This is a genomic window from Amycolatopsis sp. w19, assembly GCF_051373225.1.
GTDB classification, from domain to species: domain Bacteria; phylum Actinomycetota; class Actinomycetes; order Mycobacteriales; family Pseudonocardiaceae; genus Amycolatopsis; species Amycolatopsis japonica.
Genome location: NZ_JBPQFM010000002.1, coordinates 566,425 through 583,960 on the forward strand (window position 1 = coordinate 566,425; position 17,536 = coordinate 583,960).

The window sequence follows — 17,536 nt, forward strand, 5'->3', positions numbered from 1 at the left end:
CAGATGAGCAACGACAAGCTCGCGCAGCTGTCCGAGGCCGGGGTGTCGATCTGGCTCGACGACCTGTCCCGTGAGCGCCTGAACACCGGCAATCTCGCCGACCTGATCCGCGACAAGCACGTCGTGGGCGTGACGACCAACCCGACGATCTTCGCCAACGCGATGTCGAAGGGCGAGGCGTACGACGAGCAGACCAAGGAGCTCGCCGCCCGCGGCGCCGACGTCGAGGCCACCATCCGTGAGCTGACCACCACCGACGTGCGCAACGCCGCGGACCTGTTCCGCGACGTCTACACCGCCACGAACGGGGTCGACGGCCGGGTGTCCATCGAGGTGGACCCGCGGCTGGCCAAGGACTCCGACAAGACGGTGGCCGAGGCGCAGGACCTGTGGAAGACCGTGGACCGGCCGAACGTGCTGATCAAGATCCCGGCCACCGAAGAGGGTCTCCCGGCGATCACCAAGACCCTGGCCGAGGGCATCAGCGTCAACGTCACGCTGATCTTCTCGGTCGAGCGGTACCGGGCGGTCATCGAGGCCTACTTCGCCGGCCTCGAGCAGGCGAAGGCCAACGGCCACGACCTCAAGGGCATCCACTCGGTCGCGTCGTTCTTCGTGTCCCGTGTGGACACCGAGATCGACAAGCGCCTCGACGCGATCGGCACCGACGCGGCCACCGCCCTGCGCGGTGAGGCCGCCATCGCCAACGCGCGGCTCGCGTACGCGGCATTCGAGGAGCTGTTCGCTTCGGACCGCTGGAAGGCGCTCGCCGAGGCCGGCGCGAACGCGCAGCGTCCGCTGTGGGCCTCCACCGGCGTGAAGGACCCGCAGTACTCCGACACCCGCTACGTGGACCAGCTCGTCGTCAAGGACACGGTCAACACGATGCCGGAGAAGACCCTCGACGCCGCGGGCGACCACGCCGAGATCACCGGCGACACGGTGACCGGCAAGGGTCCGGACGCACAGGTCGTCTTCGACAAGCTGCGTGTGGTCGGCATCGACATCGACGACGTGTTCAAGGTCCTCGAGGACGAGGGCGTGGAGAAGTTCGAGAAGTCGTGGACCGAGCTTCTCGAGACCGTCACCGGGCAGCTGGACAAGGCAAAGGACTGATCTGGACCATGGCAGGGGAAACGACCGGCGTCGAAATCGTCGACGCCGCCCTGGCCGGCGAAGCCGCTCCGTTCGCGGAGCGGCTCGTCGCCGACCAGGTCGCATCGAAACTGGCGTCCCAGGACGCCACACTGTGGGGTCCCGAAGCCGAGTCCGAAGCGTCGATCCGTCTCTCGTGGACGACGCTGCACAAGTCCTCGCGGCCGTTGATCGGCGAGATCGAGGCACTGCGGACCGACCTGCGTTCCGAGGGCGTCGACCGCGTCGTCCTCGCGGGCATGGGCGGTTCGTCGCTGGCCCCCGAGGTCATCACCGCGACCGACGGCGTCCCGCTGACGGTCCTCGACACCACCGACCCCGGTCAGGTCGCCGACGCGCTCGCCGGTGACCTGGAGCGGACGGTCATCGTCGTGTCGTCGAAATCCGGCGGCACCGTCGAGACCGACAGCCACCGGCGGATCTTCGCGAAGGCCTTCGCCGACGCGGGCATCGACGCGGCCCGGCGGATCGTGGTCGTCACCGACCCCGGCTCCCCGTTCGCGGAACTGTCCGAAAAGGAGGGTTACCGCAAGGTCTTCCTCGCCGACCCGAACGTCGGCGGCCGCTACTCGGCGCTGACCGCGTTCGGGCTCGTCCCGGCCGGTCTCGCCGGCGCGGACGTCGCCCGCCTGCTCGACCAGGCCGCTTCGGTGGCCGACGAGCTGGCCGCCGACTCCGTCGACAACCCCGCGGTCAAGCTCGCGGCGGCCTGGGGCGCGGCGCACGAAAAGGGCGCCGAGAAGGTCGTCATCGCCGATACCGGATCGGGCATCAAGGGCTTCGCCGACTGGGCGGAGCAGCTCATCGCCGAGTCCACCGGCAAGCAGGGCACCGGTCTCCTGCCGGTCGCCGTCGAGGGCCCGGACTCCCCCGGTTTCGCCGACGCCAAGGGCGACGCCACCCCGGTGGCCGTCGGCCAGGCGGAAGGCGCGGCGAAGATCTCCGTGACCGGCTCGCTCGGCGCGCAGTTCCTGCTGTGGGAGTTCGCCACCGCGCTCGCCGGACGGCTGCTCGGGATCAACCCGTTCGACCAGCCCGACGTCGAGGCCGCCAAGAAGGCCGCGCGTTCGCTGCTCGACAACCCGGACAAGCTCAAGGGCGGCGAAGAGCCGTCCACTGTGGACGGCGCGGTCGAGGTGTTCGGCTCGGAAGGCGTTGCCACGGACGGGAAGCTCGCGGACATCCTGCGGGCTTTCTTCGATTCCGCACCGGAAACCGGCTACATCGCGGTGCAGGCGTACCTCGACCGGCTCGACGACGCGTCGACGGCCGTCCTGCGCGGCGAGATCGCCAAGCGGACCGGCCGCCAGACCACCTTCGGGTGGGGGCCGCGGTTCCTGCACTCGACCGGGCAGTACCACAAGGGCGGGCACCAGAACGGTGTCTTCCTGCAGATCACCGGCGCCGTCGAGGACGATCTCGACGTCCCGGACCGGCCGTACACCCTCGGCGTCCTGCAGCACGCGCAGGCGCTGGGTGACGGCCAGGTGCTCGCCGAGCACGGTCGTCCGGTGCTGCGCCTGCACCTCACCGACCGGGCCGCCGGCCTGGCCGAACTGGTCCGCGCGGTACAGGAGGCCGGCGAGTGACACGAGCCTGGAACAACCCGCTGCGCGACCCGCGCGACAAGCGGCTGCCGCGGATCGCCGGACCGTCCAGCCTGGTCATCTTCGGCGTGACCGGTGACCTCGCCCGCAAGAAGCTGATGCCGGCGATCTACGACCTCGCCCACCGCGGGCTGCTGCCCGCCGGGTTCTCGCTGGTCGGATTCGCCCGCCGGGACTGGGAGCACCAGGACTTCGGCGAGCTCGTGCACGACTCGGTCAAGGAGCACGCGCGGACGCCGTTCAAGGAGTCGGTGTGGAACCGGCTCGCCGAAGGCATCCGATTCGTCCAGGGCACTTTCGACGACGACGACGCCTTCGACCGGCTCGCGCAGACGGTCAAGGACCTCGACGCCGAGCGTGGCACCGGTGGCAACACCGCGTTCTACCTGTCGATCCCGCCGAGCGCGTTCCCGGTGGTGACCAAGCAGCTCGCCCGCTCCGGCCTCGCCGACGCGAGCGAGGACACCTGGCGCCGCGTCGTCATCGAGAAGCCGTTCGGCCGCGATCTCAAGAGCGCCAAGGAGCTCAACGAGATCGTGAACGACGTCTTCCCCGAGGAGTCGGTGTTCCGCATCGACCACTACCTCGGCAAGGAGACGGTGCAGAACCTGCTGGCGCTGCGTTTCGCGAACCAGCTGTTCGAGCCGATCTGGAACGCCAACTACGTCGACCACGTGCAGATCACCATGGCCGAGGACATCGGCCTCGGCGGCCGCGCGGGCTACTACGACGGCATCGGCGCCGCACGCGACGTCATCCAGAACCACCTGTTGCAGCTCCTCGCGCTGACCGCGATGGAGGAGCCGGTGTCGTTCGCTCCGCGCGCCCTCCGCGCGGAGAAGGTCAAGGTGCTTTCGGCGACGAAGCCCCTGGGTCCGCTCGACGAGACCACCGCGCGCGGGCAGTACGCGGGCGGCTGGCAGGGCGGCATGAAGGTGCCGGGTCTGCTGCAGGAAGGCGGTTTCGCGAAGGACTCGACCACCGAGACCTACGCCGCGGTGACGCTGGAGGTGCAGAACCGCCGCTGGGCGGGCGTGCCGTTCTACCTGCGCACCGGCAAGCGGCTGGGCCGCCGGGTCACCGAGATCGCCGTGGTGTTCAAGCGGGCGCCGCATCTGCCGTTCGACTCGACCTCGACCGAGGAGCTGGGCCAGAACGCCCTGGTGATCCGGGTGCAGCCCGACGAGGGCATCACGCTGCGGTTCGGGTCGAAGGTGCCGGGGACCACGATGGAGGTCCGCGACGTCACGATGGACTTCGGTTACGGGCACGCCTTCACCGAGTCGTCCCCGGAGGCCTACGAGCGGCTCATCCTGGACGTGCTGCTCGGCGAACCGTCGCTGTTCCCGGTGAACGAAGAGGTCGAGCTGTCCTGGGAGATCCTGGACCCGATCCTCGACCATTGGGCCAAGAAGGGCGCGCCCGAGGCGTACCCGCCCGGTTCGTGGGGACCGCCGTCCGCCGATGAGATGCTGGAACGTACCGGCCGGAACTGGAGGCGTCCGTGATCATCGACCTGCCGTCGACCACGACGTCGCAGCTGAACAAGAAACTCGTCGAGATCCGTGAACAGGGCGGGCAGGTCGCGCTCGGCCGCGTGCTGACGCTGGTCATAGTGGCCGACGACGACGATCGGCTCGAAGAGGCGATCGAAGCCGCCAACGAGGCCAGCCGCGAACACCCCTCGCGGGTGATCGTGGTGGCCAAGGGCGCGCGGACCGCCGCGCCGCGGATCGACGGCCAGATCCGGGTCGGCGGCGACGCCGGCGCGAGCGAGGTCATCGTCCTGCGGCTCTACGGTCCGCTGGCCTCGCAGGGGCAGAGCGCGGTCGTGCCGCTGCTGCTGCCGGACGCGCCGATCGTCACCTGGTGGCCCGGCACCGGTCCGAAGGCTCCGGCCAAGGACCCGCTCGGTGAGCTGGCGCAGCGCCGGATCACCGACTCGGCGGCGGAAAAGGCGCCCATAAGGGCACTCACCACGCGGGCGAAGTCCTATGTGGAGGGTGACACCGACCTGGCGTGGACCCGGCTGACCCGGTGGCGTGCGCAGCTGGTGTCCGCTTTGGACCTTCCGCCGTACGAGAAGGTCACCGGCGCGACGGTGACCGGCGAGGCCGACTCGCCGTCGACCGAACTGCTCGCCGGCTGGCTGGCCGAGTACCTCAAGGTGCCGGTGAAGCGGGTCAAGAGCAGTGGCGCGGCGGGCATCATCTCGGTGACGCTGGACCGGCGTTCCGGCCCGGTGGAACTGCACCGGCCGGACGGGCGGGTCGGCATGCTGACCCAGCCTGGCCAGCCGACGCGCCGGATCGCCCTGCAGCGGCGGGACAACAAGGACTGCCTGATCGAGGAGCTGCGGCGGCTCGACCCGGACGAGGTCTACGAGGCTTCGCTGAACGGGCTCGGCAAGATCTCGACGGGCACCGCGGCCAAGGCCGCTCCGGCGAAGAAGGCGGCTCCGGCGGCGAAAAAGGCTCCGGCCGCCAAGAAGGCTCCGACCGCGAAGAGCGCCTCATGAGCAAGACCGAGGTCGTCGTCTACGAGAACCCGGACCTCCTGGCCGCCGCCGCGGCGGCCAGGCTGGTCACCCGGATCGTGGACGTCCAAGCCGCCAAGGGTTCCGCTTCGGTGGTGCTCACCGGCGGTGGCACCGGGATCGCGATCCTGCGGGAGCTTCGTGACTCCAGTGCCCGCGACGCGATCGACTGGTCGCGGCTGGACGTCTACTGGGGAGACGAGCGCTTCGTCCCGGCGGATTCGGACGAACGCAACGAGAAGCAGGCCCGTGAGGCGCTGCTCGACCACGTCCCGCTCGACCCGAAGCGGGTGCACGCCATGGCACCTTCGGACGGCGAGTTCGGCGACGACGTCGATGCCGCGGCCGCCGCGTACGCGGAGATCCTGACCGCCGACGTCCCGGCGTTCGACATCATGCTGCTGGGCCTCGGCGGGGAGGGGCACACCGCCTCGATCTTCCCGGACAGCCCGGCGGTGCACGAGAAGGAACGCTCGGTCGTCGCGGTGCGCGACTGCCCGAAGCCGCCGCCGACCCGGATCTCGCTGACCCTGCCCGCGATCCGTCGCGCGCAGGACATCTGGCTGGTCACCGGCGGCGACGCCAAGGCCGACGCCGTCGCGCAGGCCCTGGCCGGTGCGGGCGAGGTCGAGATCCCGGTGGCCGGGGCACGCGGCTCGCGCCGCACGCTCTGGCTGCTGGACCGAGGCTCCGCCTCGAAACTCACGAAGGTCTATCAGCCGCCTACGGGCTGACGTTTCGCGCGTGAAGGCCCCCTTTCCTCGGCTGAGCCGAGGGAAGGGGGCCTTCGCGCGCATCCGGGTCTGACACCCTCATGGCGGAAGTCCGTGAAGGCCTCCTTCCCTACCCTGAAGGTAGTGAAGGAGGCCTTCACGGAACTCGCGCGGCAGGGTCACCGCGCGAGCACGAAACGTGACATAGATCAACTTCCCCGGACTTCGGCATCAGGGAGGACTTGTTCGCGCGTCGAAATGATCAGCGGACCACCGAGCCCGGGTGGTCCGGTGTGGATTCGACCGACCGAACGTTCATGCACTTGTCCGCAGAACGGACAGTGACCGCCCAGTCGCTAGCCCGACTGGGGGAAACTTACCGCCCTTGTACATCCACCCGTTAGCATCCGCACATTTGTTCGTTCCTGCGCGTCCCGATCGGGCGAAGAACACGTCTCACCATCCAAGTCCACAAGACGAGTGAGGTCGCCAGCGATGAGCACAGAGGGTCTCTCGATGCCAGGTATCTCGGTGGGCGGCTCCGGAGCGGACGCCGCCGACCGGATGCGCCGTGCCGCCGGGGTCATGTCGTTCGCCAAGATCAAACGTCCGGCGCTGGTCGCGCTGGGCATCGACACGCTCGCGATCTTCCTGGCCGCGCTCGACGTCTGGCTGGTGATCCCCGAGAAGGCCCAGCCGTACTCGATCTACCTGTCCGGCGCCGCGTGCCTCGGTCTCGCCTTCCGGCGCAAGCTGCCGTTCCTCGCGGTGATCGTCACCGTCCCCGGCTTCCTGGCGGGGTGGTCGCAGCTGGCCGCGATGATCGCGCTCGGTTTCCTCGCCACCCGCAAACAGATGCACTGGCAGACCTGGACCGGGTTCGCGCTCGTCTTCACCTGCCGGTTCGTGCAGTGGCCGCTGGCCGACTTCGTCGAGCTCAGCTGGCGCGAACACGTCCTGGACGGTATCTACGGCGTCATCGTCGCCGGTATGCCGGTGGCCATCGGCCTGCTCATCGGAGCGCGGACCGAGATCTCGCAGAAGCTCTCCGAACTCGCCGCCAGCCGCGACCGCGAACGCCGCTTCCACGCCGACGCCGTCCGCGCGGAGGAGCGCGCCCGCCTCGCGCGGGAGATGCACGACGTCGTCTCGCACCAGATCACGCTGATCGCGATGCAGGCCGGCGCACTGCAGGCGCAGACCACCGACGCCCGGTCGCTCGAAACCGCGCAGGTCATCCGGAAGCTGAGCACCAAGACCCTCGAAGAACTGCGCTCACTCGTGAGCGTGCTCCGCTCGGGCTCCGAAGACGACGGGCCCCGGCCGGGCATCAACGAACTCGACCGGCTGATCCGCGGTTCGGACGTCCCGGTGCACCTCACCGTGGAGCGGATCCCCGATCTGCTGCCCAGCCAGGTTTCGGCGGCGGCCTATCGGACCGTGCAGGAATGCCTGACCAACGTGCACAAACACGCACCGGGCGCCACCGCGACCATCCGGATCCAGGGCGAGCACGGTTCGCTCAAGGTCGAAATACGCAACGAGCGCGCTCGGACCCCCGGTGCGGCCCTGCCCTCGGGAGGGCACGGGCTGACCGGGCTGGCCGAACGCGCTCGACTGCTGGGTGGGAGCTTCGAAACCGCCGACACCGAGGACGGCGGGTTCCGGGTGCGTGCCCGGTACCCGCTCGACCGGTGAGCGGCTGCTAGATCTCCCGGCGCTGGCGCAACCGCTCCAGCGCCTCGGCGAGGATGGCCTCGCCGTCGGCGTCGGAACGCCGTTCCTTCACATACGCGAGGTGAGTCTTGTAAGGCTCGGTCCGCGGCGCGGCAGGAGGGTTCTTCTCGTCCTGCCCACCGGGGAGCCCGCAACGCGGGCAGTCCCACTCGTCGGGAATCTCGGCGTCCATCGAGAACGAGGGCTGTGCCTCGTGCCCGTTGGCGCACCAGTAGGAAATACGGCGCCGCGGCGCCGACTCACCCCGCTCCGATTCGCCCGAAGGCCCGGCACCCACACGGGTGCCCCGAATCGCGTTACCGCCAACCATGAATCCTCACACCTATAGGGATCGGCGGCGCGCCCCCCATAGGCACGCCGAAACACCTGGATCGATCAGACCTTGAGCAGGAGCCCGAGGCCGATGATGCTGATCAGCCACACCGCGCCCAGCAGCAGCGTGATCCGGTCGAGGTTCTTCTCGGCCACGCTCGAGCCGGAGAGGCTCGACTGCATACCGCCACCGAACAGCGAAGACAGACCGCCACCACGGCCGCGGTGCAGCAACACGGCGACCACCAGCAGCACGCTGGAGGCGATCAACAGGATTTGCAGGAACAGCTTCATGTCATCCTCTGCGCTCTTGGAGAATGCAGGAAAACGGTGTGCACAGGCGGCTCTTGGCCACCAGGACACACCGTACTCCTGGACTCGTCCACTGCTGTGTGACGGACCGGATACCCAGGTTACCCGGTAGGTGCCCCGATCAGGGCAGGGGCCCGCCCGCGGCGAGTGCGCAGAGTTTGGTGAACTCGTCACCATCCAGGCTGGCACCACCGACGAGCGCACCATCGATGTTCTCGCAGGCGACGAGGTCACTGATGTTGTTGGCCTTGGCCGAGCCGCCGTAGAGCACCCGGACCGAGGACGCGACCTCGGCACCGTACTTCTCGGCGAGGGTGGCGCGGATGGCTCCGCACACCTCCTCGGCGTCCTGCGGGGTCGCGACCTTGCCGGTCCCGATCGCCCAGACCGGCTCGTAGGCGACGACGACGTCCTTGACCTGCTCGGCCTTGAGCCCCTTGAGGCCCTCGACCAGCTGGGTCGTGGTGTGGGCGATGTGCTCCCCGGCCTCGCGGACCTCGAGCTTCTCCCCCACGCACAGGATCGGCGTGATGCCGTGCTTGAGCGCGGCCTTGACCTTCTTGTTCACCAGTTCGTCGGATTCGCCGTGGTACTCACGCCGCTCCGAGTGCCCGACGGTGACGAAGCTGCAGCCCAGCTTCGCCAGCATCGGGCCCGACACGTCACCGGTGTAGGCACCGGAGTCGTGCGGCGACAGGTCCTGGGCGCCGTAGGTGAGCGACAGCTTGTCGCCGTCGGTCAGCGTCTGGACGCTGCGGATGTCGGTGAACGGCGGCAGGACCGCGACGTCGACCTTCGCGTAGTACTTCTCCGGCAGGGCGAAGGCGATCTTCTGAACCAGCGCGATGGCTTCGAGGTGGTTCTGGTTCATCTTCCAGTTGCCGGCGATGAGCGGTTTGCGCGCCACTAGTCGTTCTCTCCCAGCACAGCGACTCCGGGCAGTTCCTTGCCCTCCAGGTACTCCAGCGACGCGCCGCCGCCGGTCGAGATGTGCGAGAAGCCGTCCTCCGGCAGGCCGAGCTGCCGCACGGCCGCGGCGGAGTCGCCACCGCCGACCACGGTGAAGGCGTCGCTCTCGACCAGCGCCTCGGCCACGGCACGGGTGCCGCCGGCGAAGGACTCGAACTCGAACACGCCCATCGGGCCGTTCCAGAACACGGTCGCCGCGTCGGCCAGCTTGCCCGCGAACAGCTCACGCGACTTCGGGCCGATGTCGAGACCCATGCGGCCGGCCGGGATGGCCGTCGCGTCGACGACGTCGAACTCCGCGTCGGCCGCGAAGCCCGTCGCGGCGAGGACGTCCACCGGCAGGATCAGCTCGACGCCGCGTTTCTCCGCCTCGGCGAGGAAGCCGCGGACCTGGTCCAGCTGGTCCTCCTGCAGCAGCGAGTTCCCGACCTCGTGGCCCTGGGCCTTGAGGAAGGTGTACGCCATGCCGCCGCCGATGAGCAGCCTGTCGACCTTGGTCAGCAGGTTGGCGATGACGCCCAGCTTGTCCGACACCTTCGCGCCGCCGAGGACGACGACGTACGGCCGCGCGAGGTCCTCGGTGAGCTTCTTGAGGACGTCGACCTCGGCCAGCACGAGGCCGCCCGCGTACGCCGGGAGCGCCCGCGCGATCTCGTAGACCGAGGCCTGCTTGCGGTGCACGACACCGAAACCGTCGGAGACGAACGCGCCGCCGGGGACGAGCGCGGCCAGCTCGGCGGCCAGCTCCTGACGCTCGGCCTCGACCTTGCTGGTCTCGCGCGCGTCGAAACGCACGTTCTCCAGCAGGGCCACCTGGCCGTCGGTCAGACCGGCGACGGTGGCCTTGGCGGACTCGCCGACCAGGTCACCCGCCAGCGGGACGTCGACGCCGAGCAGCTCGGTGAGCTTCGCGGCGACGGGCGCGAGCGAGAACTTCGGGTCCGGCTCGCCCTTGGGACGGCCGAGGTGCGCCGTGACGACCACCTTCGCGCCCGCCTCTGCGAGGCGCTTGAGGGTCGGCAGGGCCGCGCGGACGCGGCCGTCGTCGGTGATCTTGTCCCCGTCGAGCGGGACGTTCAGGTCGGAACGCACGAGCACGTACCGGCCTGAGACGTCCTCGCCCAGCAGGTCTTCGAGGTTCTTCAGCGCCATGGCTCAGGAGAGCTTGGTGCCGACGAGCTTGACGAGGTCGGCGAGGCGGTTGGAGTAGCCCCACTCGTTGTCGTACCAGCCGACGACCTTGACCTGGTTGCCGATGACCTTGGTCAGCGGCGCGTCGTAGATGCAGGACGCCGGGTCGGTGACGATGTCGGCCGAGACGATCGGGTCGTCGCTGTAGCGCAGGATGCCGGCCAGGGGGCCCTCGGCGGCGGCCTTGTACGCGGCGTTGATCTCCTCGAGGGTCGCGCTCTTGGTCAGCGTGACGGTGAGGTCGGTGGCCGAACCGGTCGGGACCGGGACGCGGACCGCGTAGCCGTCGAGCTTGCCGTTGAGCTCCGGCAGGACCAGGCCGATGGCCTTGGCGGCACCGGTCGAGGTCGGGACCATGGACAGCGCGGCGGCGCGGGCGCGGCGCAGGTCCTTGTGCGGCGCGTCCTGCAGGTTCTGGTCCTGCGTGTACGCGTGGATCGTGGTCATCAGGCCCTGCTCGATGCCGAAGGCGTCGTTGAGGACCTTGGCCAGCGGGCCGAGGCAGTTGGTGGTGCAGGACGCGTTCGAGATGATGGTCTGCGAACCGTCGTACTTGTCGTCGTTGACGCCCAGCACCACGGTCAGGTCCTCGCCCTTGGCGGGCGCGGAGATGATGACCTTCTTGGCGCCACCGGCGATGTGTGCCTTGGCGGCGTCGCCGTTGGTGAAGAAGCCGGTCGACTCGACGACGACGTCCACGCCCAGGTCGCCCCAGGGCAGGTTGGCCGGGTCGCGCTCGGCGAGGGCCTTGATCGTCTTGCCGTCGACGACGATGCCCTCGTCGCTGACGCTGACCTCGCCCGGGAAGCGGCCGAGGATGGAGTCGTACTTCAGCAGGTGGGCCATGGTGGCGACGTCGCCGAGGTCGTTGAACGCGACCACCTCGATGTCGTGACCGGCGGCCTGCACGGCCCGGAAGAAGTTGCGGCCGATGCGGCCGAAGCCGTTGACACCTACGCGAACCGTCACTGCTGCCACTCCCTTGAGACTCGTCCGGGATCGCCCCGGTAAGACGTCCTTTACTCGGGCGCAACCCTAGCGTGCGTGCTCGGGCGGCCCTCTTTGCCCTGACGAGACTTCCACCACTCGGTGGGTCAGGTCAAGAATCGATTAAGTGCGTCGCTACCAGGACGTCTTGGGAAAACTCTCAGCTTCACTGTGCTAGTCGTCGCTCCAGCGGTGTGCGCATCCGTGGCGTGACTCGCACCTCTCCGAACCACTCGGCCAGGTGGTTCGCCTCCGCCTCGACGGCCCGTTCGACGTCCGCGCCCACGTCCTCCAGGAGGTGATGGACGACCTCGCCGTCCGGCCGCTGCGCCCAGCCGCCGACGATGCGGCCGTCGGCCCAGACGGTCGGCCCGATGTTGCCGGTGCCGTCGAACAGCGGCGCCTTGTGCGGTCCGAGGTACCAGTCGCGCTCGATCCACCCCATCGCCGCCGGGTCGAGGGACGGGAGCAGGGCGACCCAGGGCTCGGGCTCCGCGACCGGCTCCAGATCGTCGGCGAGCACCACGCCGGGGACGCCGTCTAGATCGACCTCGACCGGCTGAATCTCCGCGAGCGCCTTCTTCGTCTGGCCGACCGTCCAGCCCGTCCACCAGCGGAGGTCCGCGATCGGGGCCGGCCCGTAGGCATAGAGCCACCTCCGGGCCAGCTCGACCCTGGCGGCGTCGGCGTCCCAGCCGTCGAGGCCCTGCGGCAGCCAGCCCTCCATCGGGGCCCAGTAGTACTGGCTGCTGATCCAGCTGCCGCGCGGGCGGCCGCGCACGATCCGGCCGTCGACCGCGAGCTGGAACAGGACCCGGCTGGTGACGTTGGCGATCGCCTCGTACGGCTTTCCCTTCGCCATCAGGAGTTGCTGCTTCAGGCGCGGCTCGTCCTGGGAAAGCTCCTGCGCCGTGGCGGAACCGCGGGCCTTCAGCGCGCGCTCCGTCGCGTCCTCGACCTCGGCCAGCCAGCGCGCCGGCTCCGGCACGTTCTCCGGATGTCCCTGCGTGCCGAGATGCTGTTCGAGCAGGCGGCGCTGCTTCTTGGCGATGTCGGCGGAACACGCGGCCTGCACGAGGGCCGCGTTCTCGTGCCCGAGGACGAAGACCGTGCGGCGCATGCCGAGCATCCGGATCAGCGTGCGTTCTTCGTAGAGCGCGCTCTCCAGTTCGGCGACGCCGTCGCCCTTCACGCGCGCCCACGCCGAAAGGTGCACCGACGCCGGATCCGTGGCGTGCAGCGCGACGACCGCGTCCGCGGCGGCGAGCACCGACTCGGCGGGCGTGGTGAGGCGATGACGCGTCGCGAGCCGGGCGCGGCGCTGCGCGGTGTCGATCTTGGGGGTCACGGGATCGGTTCTATCACCGGGGCCCGACAAAACCGCCGGATCGGCCGTCAGCCGCCCGAGCCGACGCCCGGGCGAGTCGGGAACGCGGGCGGGACGGCCGGAATCACCTGGGTGATCTCGTTGTCCGGATTCGGCGCGCGGTCTCCGTCGCCCGACCGGCGTTCGTCCGGCACCCGGAGGTAGACGCGCAGCTTCTGGGTCGGCCGTTCGATCAGCCGCCAGGACACCAGCCCGCAGAGGTACGCGGTGGGCACCGCGAGCACGATCAGCAGATACGAGTCGCGCACCCCGGCGAGGGTGTACAGCTGCTGCACCGGCATTCCCCACACGTACATCCCGTAACTGGGATACACCCACTGGTCGTAGCCCTCCAGCCGGCGCGGCCAGTGGTAGGCCCAGGTGATCGCGCCGTAACCCGCGGCGATGGGCAGGATGAAGCGCGTCGCGGGTTCGATGGGCGGGGTGAAGTTCGCGACGAGGTAGAGCGCCACCAGTGCGTACGCGACGGCCGGGCGCAACGGGATCAGGTCCCGGTAGGCGTGCAGCAGCATCCCGAGGACGAACGCCACCAGGAACGCCACCATCGACCCCAGCGGCACGCTGAACAAGGTGCCCGCGTCGCCCTGGAAGCCCACCGAGGCCCCCATGATCCCGTCCGCCACCATGAACCCCAGCAGCAGCGGGAACAGGACGATCCGGCCGCGGGCGAGGCCGCCCACCAGGCCGACCACGAGCACGATCAGATACCCGGTGGTCTCCATCGGGAGCGTCCAGATCGAACCGTTCGCCGAATACGGGTACGGATTCTCCGTGAACACCCCCGGCAGCAGGTGCTGCAACGGGTACAGCATCGCGTTGTGCACGACGTAACCCCAGGTGTCGGGGTTGCCCCAGTACTCGCGCGGGCTGAGCACCGTCACCAGCGGCCCGATCACGAACGCCGTCACCATGACCACGAACAGCAGCGGCGGCCAGATCCGCAGCACCCGTTTGAGCAGGTAGCGCCACCACGAGGAGTCACGTCGCCAGCTGTCCGCGATCTGGTAGCCGCTCATGGCGAAGAAGCCCATGAGCGCGAAGTACCCCAGCGAGATGTTCCAGCTCGACGGCAGGCTGGTGATCCGGGTCGGTTCGATGATCGGGAAACAGTGCTCGAAGACGACCAGGATCGCCCCGAACATCCGCAGCCAGGCGAATCCGGTGTCCGGTTTCGCGTAGGTCTTCGCGCCCCGGCTACTCATGGACCACCGGGGCGAGCAGTCCGCTCAGGGTCGCGCGAGCCACCCCTGGCCCGAACTGGTCCGCGACGGCGACCCGGCCCGAGTCCGAAAGCCGTTGCCACAAGGCGTCATCGGTGAGCAGGGTAACGATCTTCTCGGCGATCTCCTCGGCCGTCTCACCGGTCAGCACCTCTTCGCCGTCGCGCAGCCGCATACCCTCGAAGGCCAGCGGGGTACCGACCACCGGCACCCCGAAGGCGAGGCTCTCGCCCACTTTTCCCTTGACCCCGGAGCCGAATCGCAGCGGCGCCACGGCCAGCCGCGCCGCGGCGTAACCCGGTCCGAGGTCGGCGACCCAGCCTCGGACGACGACACCGTCACCGGCGAGCGCTTGGAGCTCGCCGGTGGGATCGGCGCCGACGAGCTCCAGCTCGGCCGACGGGCATTTCCGCCGCACGGCGGGCCAGATCTCCCCGGCCAGCCAGTACGCGGCGTCCCGGTTCGGGCCGTGTTCGAAACTGCCGACGAAGATCGCGCCCGACCGGCCTTCGGGGGCGGCGGGTTCGCTGCTGAACGGGTGCACATTGGACAGCACGTCGACCTTGGCCGACGGCACGAGTTCGGCGAGCAGGTCCCGTTCGGCCTCGGACACCACCAGCGTGCGATCGGCGGACCGGACCAGCGCCAGCTCCAGCTCGCGGTACAGCTCGGCCCGCCGCCGCAGCATCACCGCGATCGCCGGATCACCGATCCGCTCGACGAGATCGGCTTCCCTGCCGAGCCGGACGAAGTGCAGATCGACCGTGTCGTAGACCAGAGGCGCCTGCGGCGCGCAGATCTGGATCCGCTCGGCCATATGCCAGGCGACCGTCGGCCGGGACAGCAGCACCAGGCTCAAGGCGCTGCCCGCCTCGTCGAGGAACTTCTCGCGGTCGGCCGGGTCGAGGAGAACGGTGACGCCGGCGCGCCTGAGGTCTTCGGCGTATTCCGGCGGCTGCCCGTCGTCCATCGGACAGAACACCACCCGCTGCCCGAGCGCGAGCAGCTCGTCCACGACCCTGCGCATCCGGACCGAGCCGGAATCCTTGTCCGGGGTGGGCACCCGGAGATCGGCGATCAGCACGATTCCGGTGTCACGTGGTGCTTTCCCCGGCATCCGCTGCCGACCGAGCCACAGCCCCGCCGGGCTCGGCCCGGCGATCTGCCCGGCGAGCGCGTCCGCCCACTTCTCGGCGAACACCGGCCGGTTGATCGTCTGGAACCGTTTGTGGCCCGAGTCCGGATCCGTGCCGTGCGAGACGCCCTCGTGGTGCACCACGACCGCGGCAGGCTCGACCACGGTCCGGAAACCGGCGGCCCGCACCGCGAACGCCAGGTCGGTGTCCTCGTAGTACGCGGGCGCGTAGCGCTCGTCGAACCGGCCGAGCCGTTCGAAGAGTTCGCGGCGGATCATGATCGCCGCGCCGGAGCAGTAGTCGACGTCGCGGACCGAGGCGTAGCGGGCGTCGTCCGGGTCGTCACCGTGGCCGTAGTTCGCCGCACCGGCGTCCGCCCACACGATCCCGCCGCATTCCTGCAGGGTGCCGTCCGGGTAGAGCAGTTTCGCGCCGGCCATGCCGATCCGGTCGTCGCGGTAGACCGCCTCGGCCAGCGAGTCGAGCCATCCCGGCTTCGGTTCGGTGTCGTTGTTCAGCAGGACCAGCAGTTCGCCACGGGCCTCGGCGGCGCCGAGGTTGGCGGCCTTGAGGAAACCGACGTTGGTGCCGGTGCGGACCAGCCGCACGCCGGGACATTCGGCGAGCACCCGCGCGGACGCGTCGGGCGAATCGTCGTCGACGACGATCACCTCGAACGGGATCCGTGGCCGTCCCGCCTCGATCGATTCCAGGCACTGCCGCGTGTGGTCCCAGTGACCGTGGACCGGGATGACGATGCTGACCAGCGGTTCGGCACTGGTGCTCACGGCCACCGGGGTGAGCCCGTGTCCTTCCGGCGGGACCTCGTCGGTGCGCCCGAGCACGCGCTCGTAAGCGCCCCGGACCGCACTGCCCCTCGGCGCGTACTTCTCGACGGCGCCCCGGTACTTCTTGACGAGCCGGTTCACCGCGGCCGAGTGCCCGTCGCTCAGTACCGCGTTCTCCTCGGCGAGGCGGGCCGCCTCGGCGCTGTACCGCTCGGCGGTTTCGGTCCGCCACGCGAGCCGCGCCGCGTCCAGTTCCGCCTCCCGGCGGAGTTCGGCGACCTCGGCCGTGAGCCGGTCGCGTTCCTCCTTCAGCCGGGCCAGCTCCGCCGCCGCCTCGGCCTGCCCCGCCGCACCCTGGTCCCGCATCTCCCCCAGCAACGAGAGCCGGGGATCGAGCAGGGTGCTGACGGCCGGGACGGCGTCCAGCGGGCCGTCGGAGGCGATCCCGATCAGGTACGTGTGCGGGCTGCCGTCGGTGACCGTCCAGCCGTCCTCGGCGTTCCCGGTCAGGCTCTGGTTCAGCGCCGGTCCGCTCGCGTGCGGCTCGCCGGGGACGGCGGCCAGCAGCGAACCCACCGCGACGTTCTGCCTCAGCACGGCCACGTTCCCGAAATGGCCGCCGAGGAGCGCACGGAACTCCTCCTCGGTCAACTCCTTGACGTGGAAGGGATTGTCGTTGCCGTGTTCGTGGCTGTAGACCCGGATGTCGGGGGTGCTGCCGAGGAAGATCCCGCCGGGGGCGAGCCGGACCCGGACCAGGCTCAGCAGATCGTCGTGCTCGACGACGTGTTCGATGGCTTCGAAACAGGTGATCACGTCGAACCGGCCGGCGTCGGAGAGCAGCCCCTGGTCGATGATCGAGCCCTGCACGAAGCTGAGGTTCTTCCGCCCGGCGTAGGTGGCTCGCGCGTGCGCGACGGCCGGCTCGTCGATGTCGACGCCGACGACCTCGGCGGCGGTCGTGGCCAGCAGCGCCGCGCCGTATCCTTCGCCACTGGCGAGATCGAGGACGCGCTTGCCCGCGACGAACCGGGCGGCGAGCGCGTATCGGTGGTAGTGCTCGTAGATCATCTGGATATCCCCGGCCCACGGCACACACCGCTCGCCGGTCCATCCGATCAACCGCTGGGAGTCTTCGGAGCCCGCCATGCGCGGGAGGTTACCGGGGCCTTGCCGGGGTCCGTGCGGGATACCGATACTTCTGGTGAGAAAGTACCGATGCCGGAACCAAGAGCGCGGAAGGAGCGACCCACAGTGACCGAGTCGGATCGTTCACGCCGGGAGCGCAACCTGGGCCTCGTGGTGATCGTGATGCTGGTGATCGTCTTGGAGGCCGCCGTGATCGGTTACCTCATCACCTCGAACTGAGCCGCGAGCGGAGGCGTGACTCGCGTGATCAGAGACGTGACTCGCGTGATCGGAGGCCGCACTCGGGTGTTCCGCCTCTGATCACGACTCGGGTGTTCCGCCTCTGATCACGCGAGTT

General features: G+C 69.5%; 14 protein-coding genes. 6 read left to right on the top strand and 8 right to left on the bottom strand.

Features of this window, described 5'->3' with window-relative positions; all coding sequences use genetic code 11:
* Window positions 1-3: 3 nt before the first annotated feature.
* The 6 genes from tal to ACSMFO_RS07105 all read left to right on the top strand — a co-directional run bounded on the left by tal (window position 4) and on the right by ACSMFO_RS07105 (window position 7,709).
* The gene (tal, locus tag ACSMFO_RS07080; protein WP_436457548.1) at window positions 4-1,116 is read left to right on the top strand and encodes a transaldolase; all 1,113 of its coding nucleotides are present in this window, start codon (window positions 4-6) and stop codon (window positions 1,114-1,116) included.
* Between the two features lie 8 nt (window positions 1,117-1,124).
* Window positions 1,125-2,744: a glucose-6-phosphate isomerase gene (locus ACSMFO_RS07085; RefSeq protein WP_436457550.1), complete on the top strand. Its 1,620-nt coding sequence runs from the start codon at window positions 1,125-1,127 to the stop codon at window positions 2,742-2,744.
* Window positions 2,741-4,270, top strand: coding sequence for a glucose-6-phosphate dehydrogenase (gene zwf, locus ACSMFO_RS07090; protein ID WP_038515523.1), 1,530 nt, complete (start codon window positions 2,741-2,743; stop codon window positions 4,268-4,270). The genes ACSMFO_RS07085 and zwf overlap by 4 nt, the downstream gene beginning before the upstream one ends.
* Window positions 4,267-5,280: a glucose-6-phosphate dehydrogenase assembly protein OpcA gene (opcA, locus tag ACSMFO_RS07095; protein WP_436457552.1), complete on the top strand. Its 1,014-nt coding sequence runs from the start codon at window positions 4,267-4,269 to the stop codon at window positions 5,278-5,280. Before zwf ends, opcA begins: the two co-directional genes overlap by 4 nt.
* Window positions 5,277-6,032: a 6-phosphogluconolactonase gene (gene pgl / locus ACSMFO_RS07100; RefSeq protein ID WP_436457553.1), complete on the top strand. Its 756-nt coding sequence runs from the start codon at window positions 5,277-5,279 to the stop codon at window positions 6,030-6,032. The genes opcA and pgl overlap by 4 nt, the downstream gene beginning before the upstream one ends.
* A 474-nt stretch (window positions 6,033-6,506) precedes the next feature.
* Window positions 6,507-7,709, top strand: coding sequence for a sensor histidine kinase (locus ACSMFO_RS07105; protein ID WP_073847003.1), 1,203 nt, complete (start codon window positions 6,507-6,509; stop codon window positions 7,707-7,709).
* Between the two features lie 7 nt (window positions 7,710-7,716).
* On the opposite strand, the gene ACSMFO_RS07110 is transcribed toward ACSMFO_RS07105, so the two are convergent.
* The 8 genes from ACSMFO_RS07110 to ACSMFO_RS07145 form a co-directional block, all read right to left on the bottom strand.
* Window positions 7,717-8,058 (bottom strand): RNA polymerase-binding protein RbpA, encoded by a 342-nt coding sequence (locus tag ACSMFO_RS07110; protein ID WP_034311760.1) that lies wholly within the window; start codon window positions 8,056-8,058, stop codon window positions 7,717-7,719.
* 65 nt (window positions 8,059-8,123) lie between these two features.
* Window positions 8,124-8,354 carry a preprotein translocase subunit SecG gene (secG, locus tag ACSMFO_RS07115; RefSeq protein ID WP_016333144.1) on the bottom strand — a complete coding sequence of 77 codons (231 nt, stop codon included), beginning with the start codon at window positions 8,352-8,354 and terminating at the stop codon, window positions 8,124-8,126.
* Between the two features lie 139 nt (window positions 8,355-8,493).
* A complete protein-coding gene (gene tpiA / locus ACSMFO_RS07120; RefSeq protein ID WP_034311753.1) occupies window positions 8,494-9,279 on the bottom strand; it encodes a triose-phosphate isomerase in 786 nt (261 codons plus the stop codon).
* Window positions 9,279-10,487, bottom strand: coding sequence for a phosphoglycerate kinase (locus ACSMFO_RS07125; RefSeq protein ID WP_436457650.1), 1,209 nt, complete (start codon window positions 10,485-10,487; stop codon window positions 9,279-9,281). Before ACSMFO_RS07125 ends, tpiA begins: the two co-directional genes overlap by 1 nt.
* Before the next feature lie 9 nt (window positions 10,488-10,496).
* A complete protein-coding gene (gap, locus tag ACSMFO_RS07130; RefSeq protein WP_038515534.1) occupies window positions 10,497-11,501 on the bottom strand; it encodes a type I glyceraldehyde-3-phosphate dehydrogenase in 1,005 nt (334 codons plus the stop codon).
* A gap of 184 nt (window positions 11,502-11,685) precedes the next feature.
* On the bottom strand, window positions 11,686-12,867 hold the full coding sequence (locus ACSMFO_RS07135; protein WP_436457556.1) for a winged helix DNA-binding domain-containing protein: 1,182 nt from the start codon (window positions 12,865-12,867) through the stop codon (window positions 11,686-11,688).
* A 47-nt stretch (window positions 12,868-12,914) separates the two neighbouring features.
* Window positions 12,915-14,108 (bottom strand): acyltransferase family protein, encoded by a 1,194-nt coding sequence (locus ACSMFO_RS07140; RefSeq protein WP_436457557.1) that lies wholly within the window; start codon window positions 14,106-14,108, stop codon window positions 12,915-12,917.
* Complete coding sequence (locus ACSMFO_RS07145) at window positions 14,101-17,199, bottom strand: glycosyltransferase (RefSeq protein ID WP_436457558.1); 3,099 nt, start codon at window positions 17,197-17,199, stop codon at window positions 14,101-14,103. Before ACSMFO_RS07145 ends, ACSMFO_RS07140 begins: the two co-directional genes overlap by 8 nt.
* Between the last annotated feature and the right edge of the window lie 337 nt (window positions 17,200-17,536).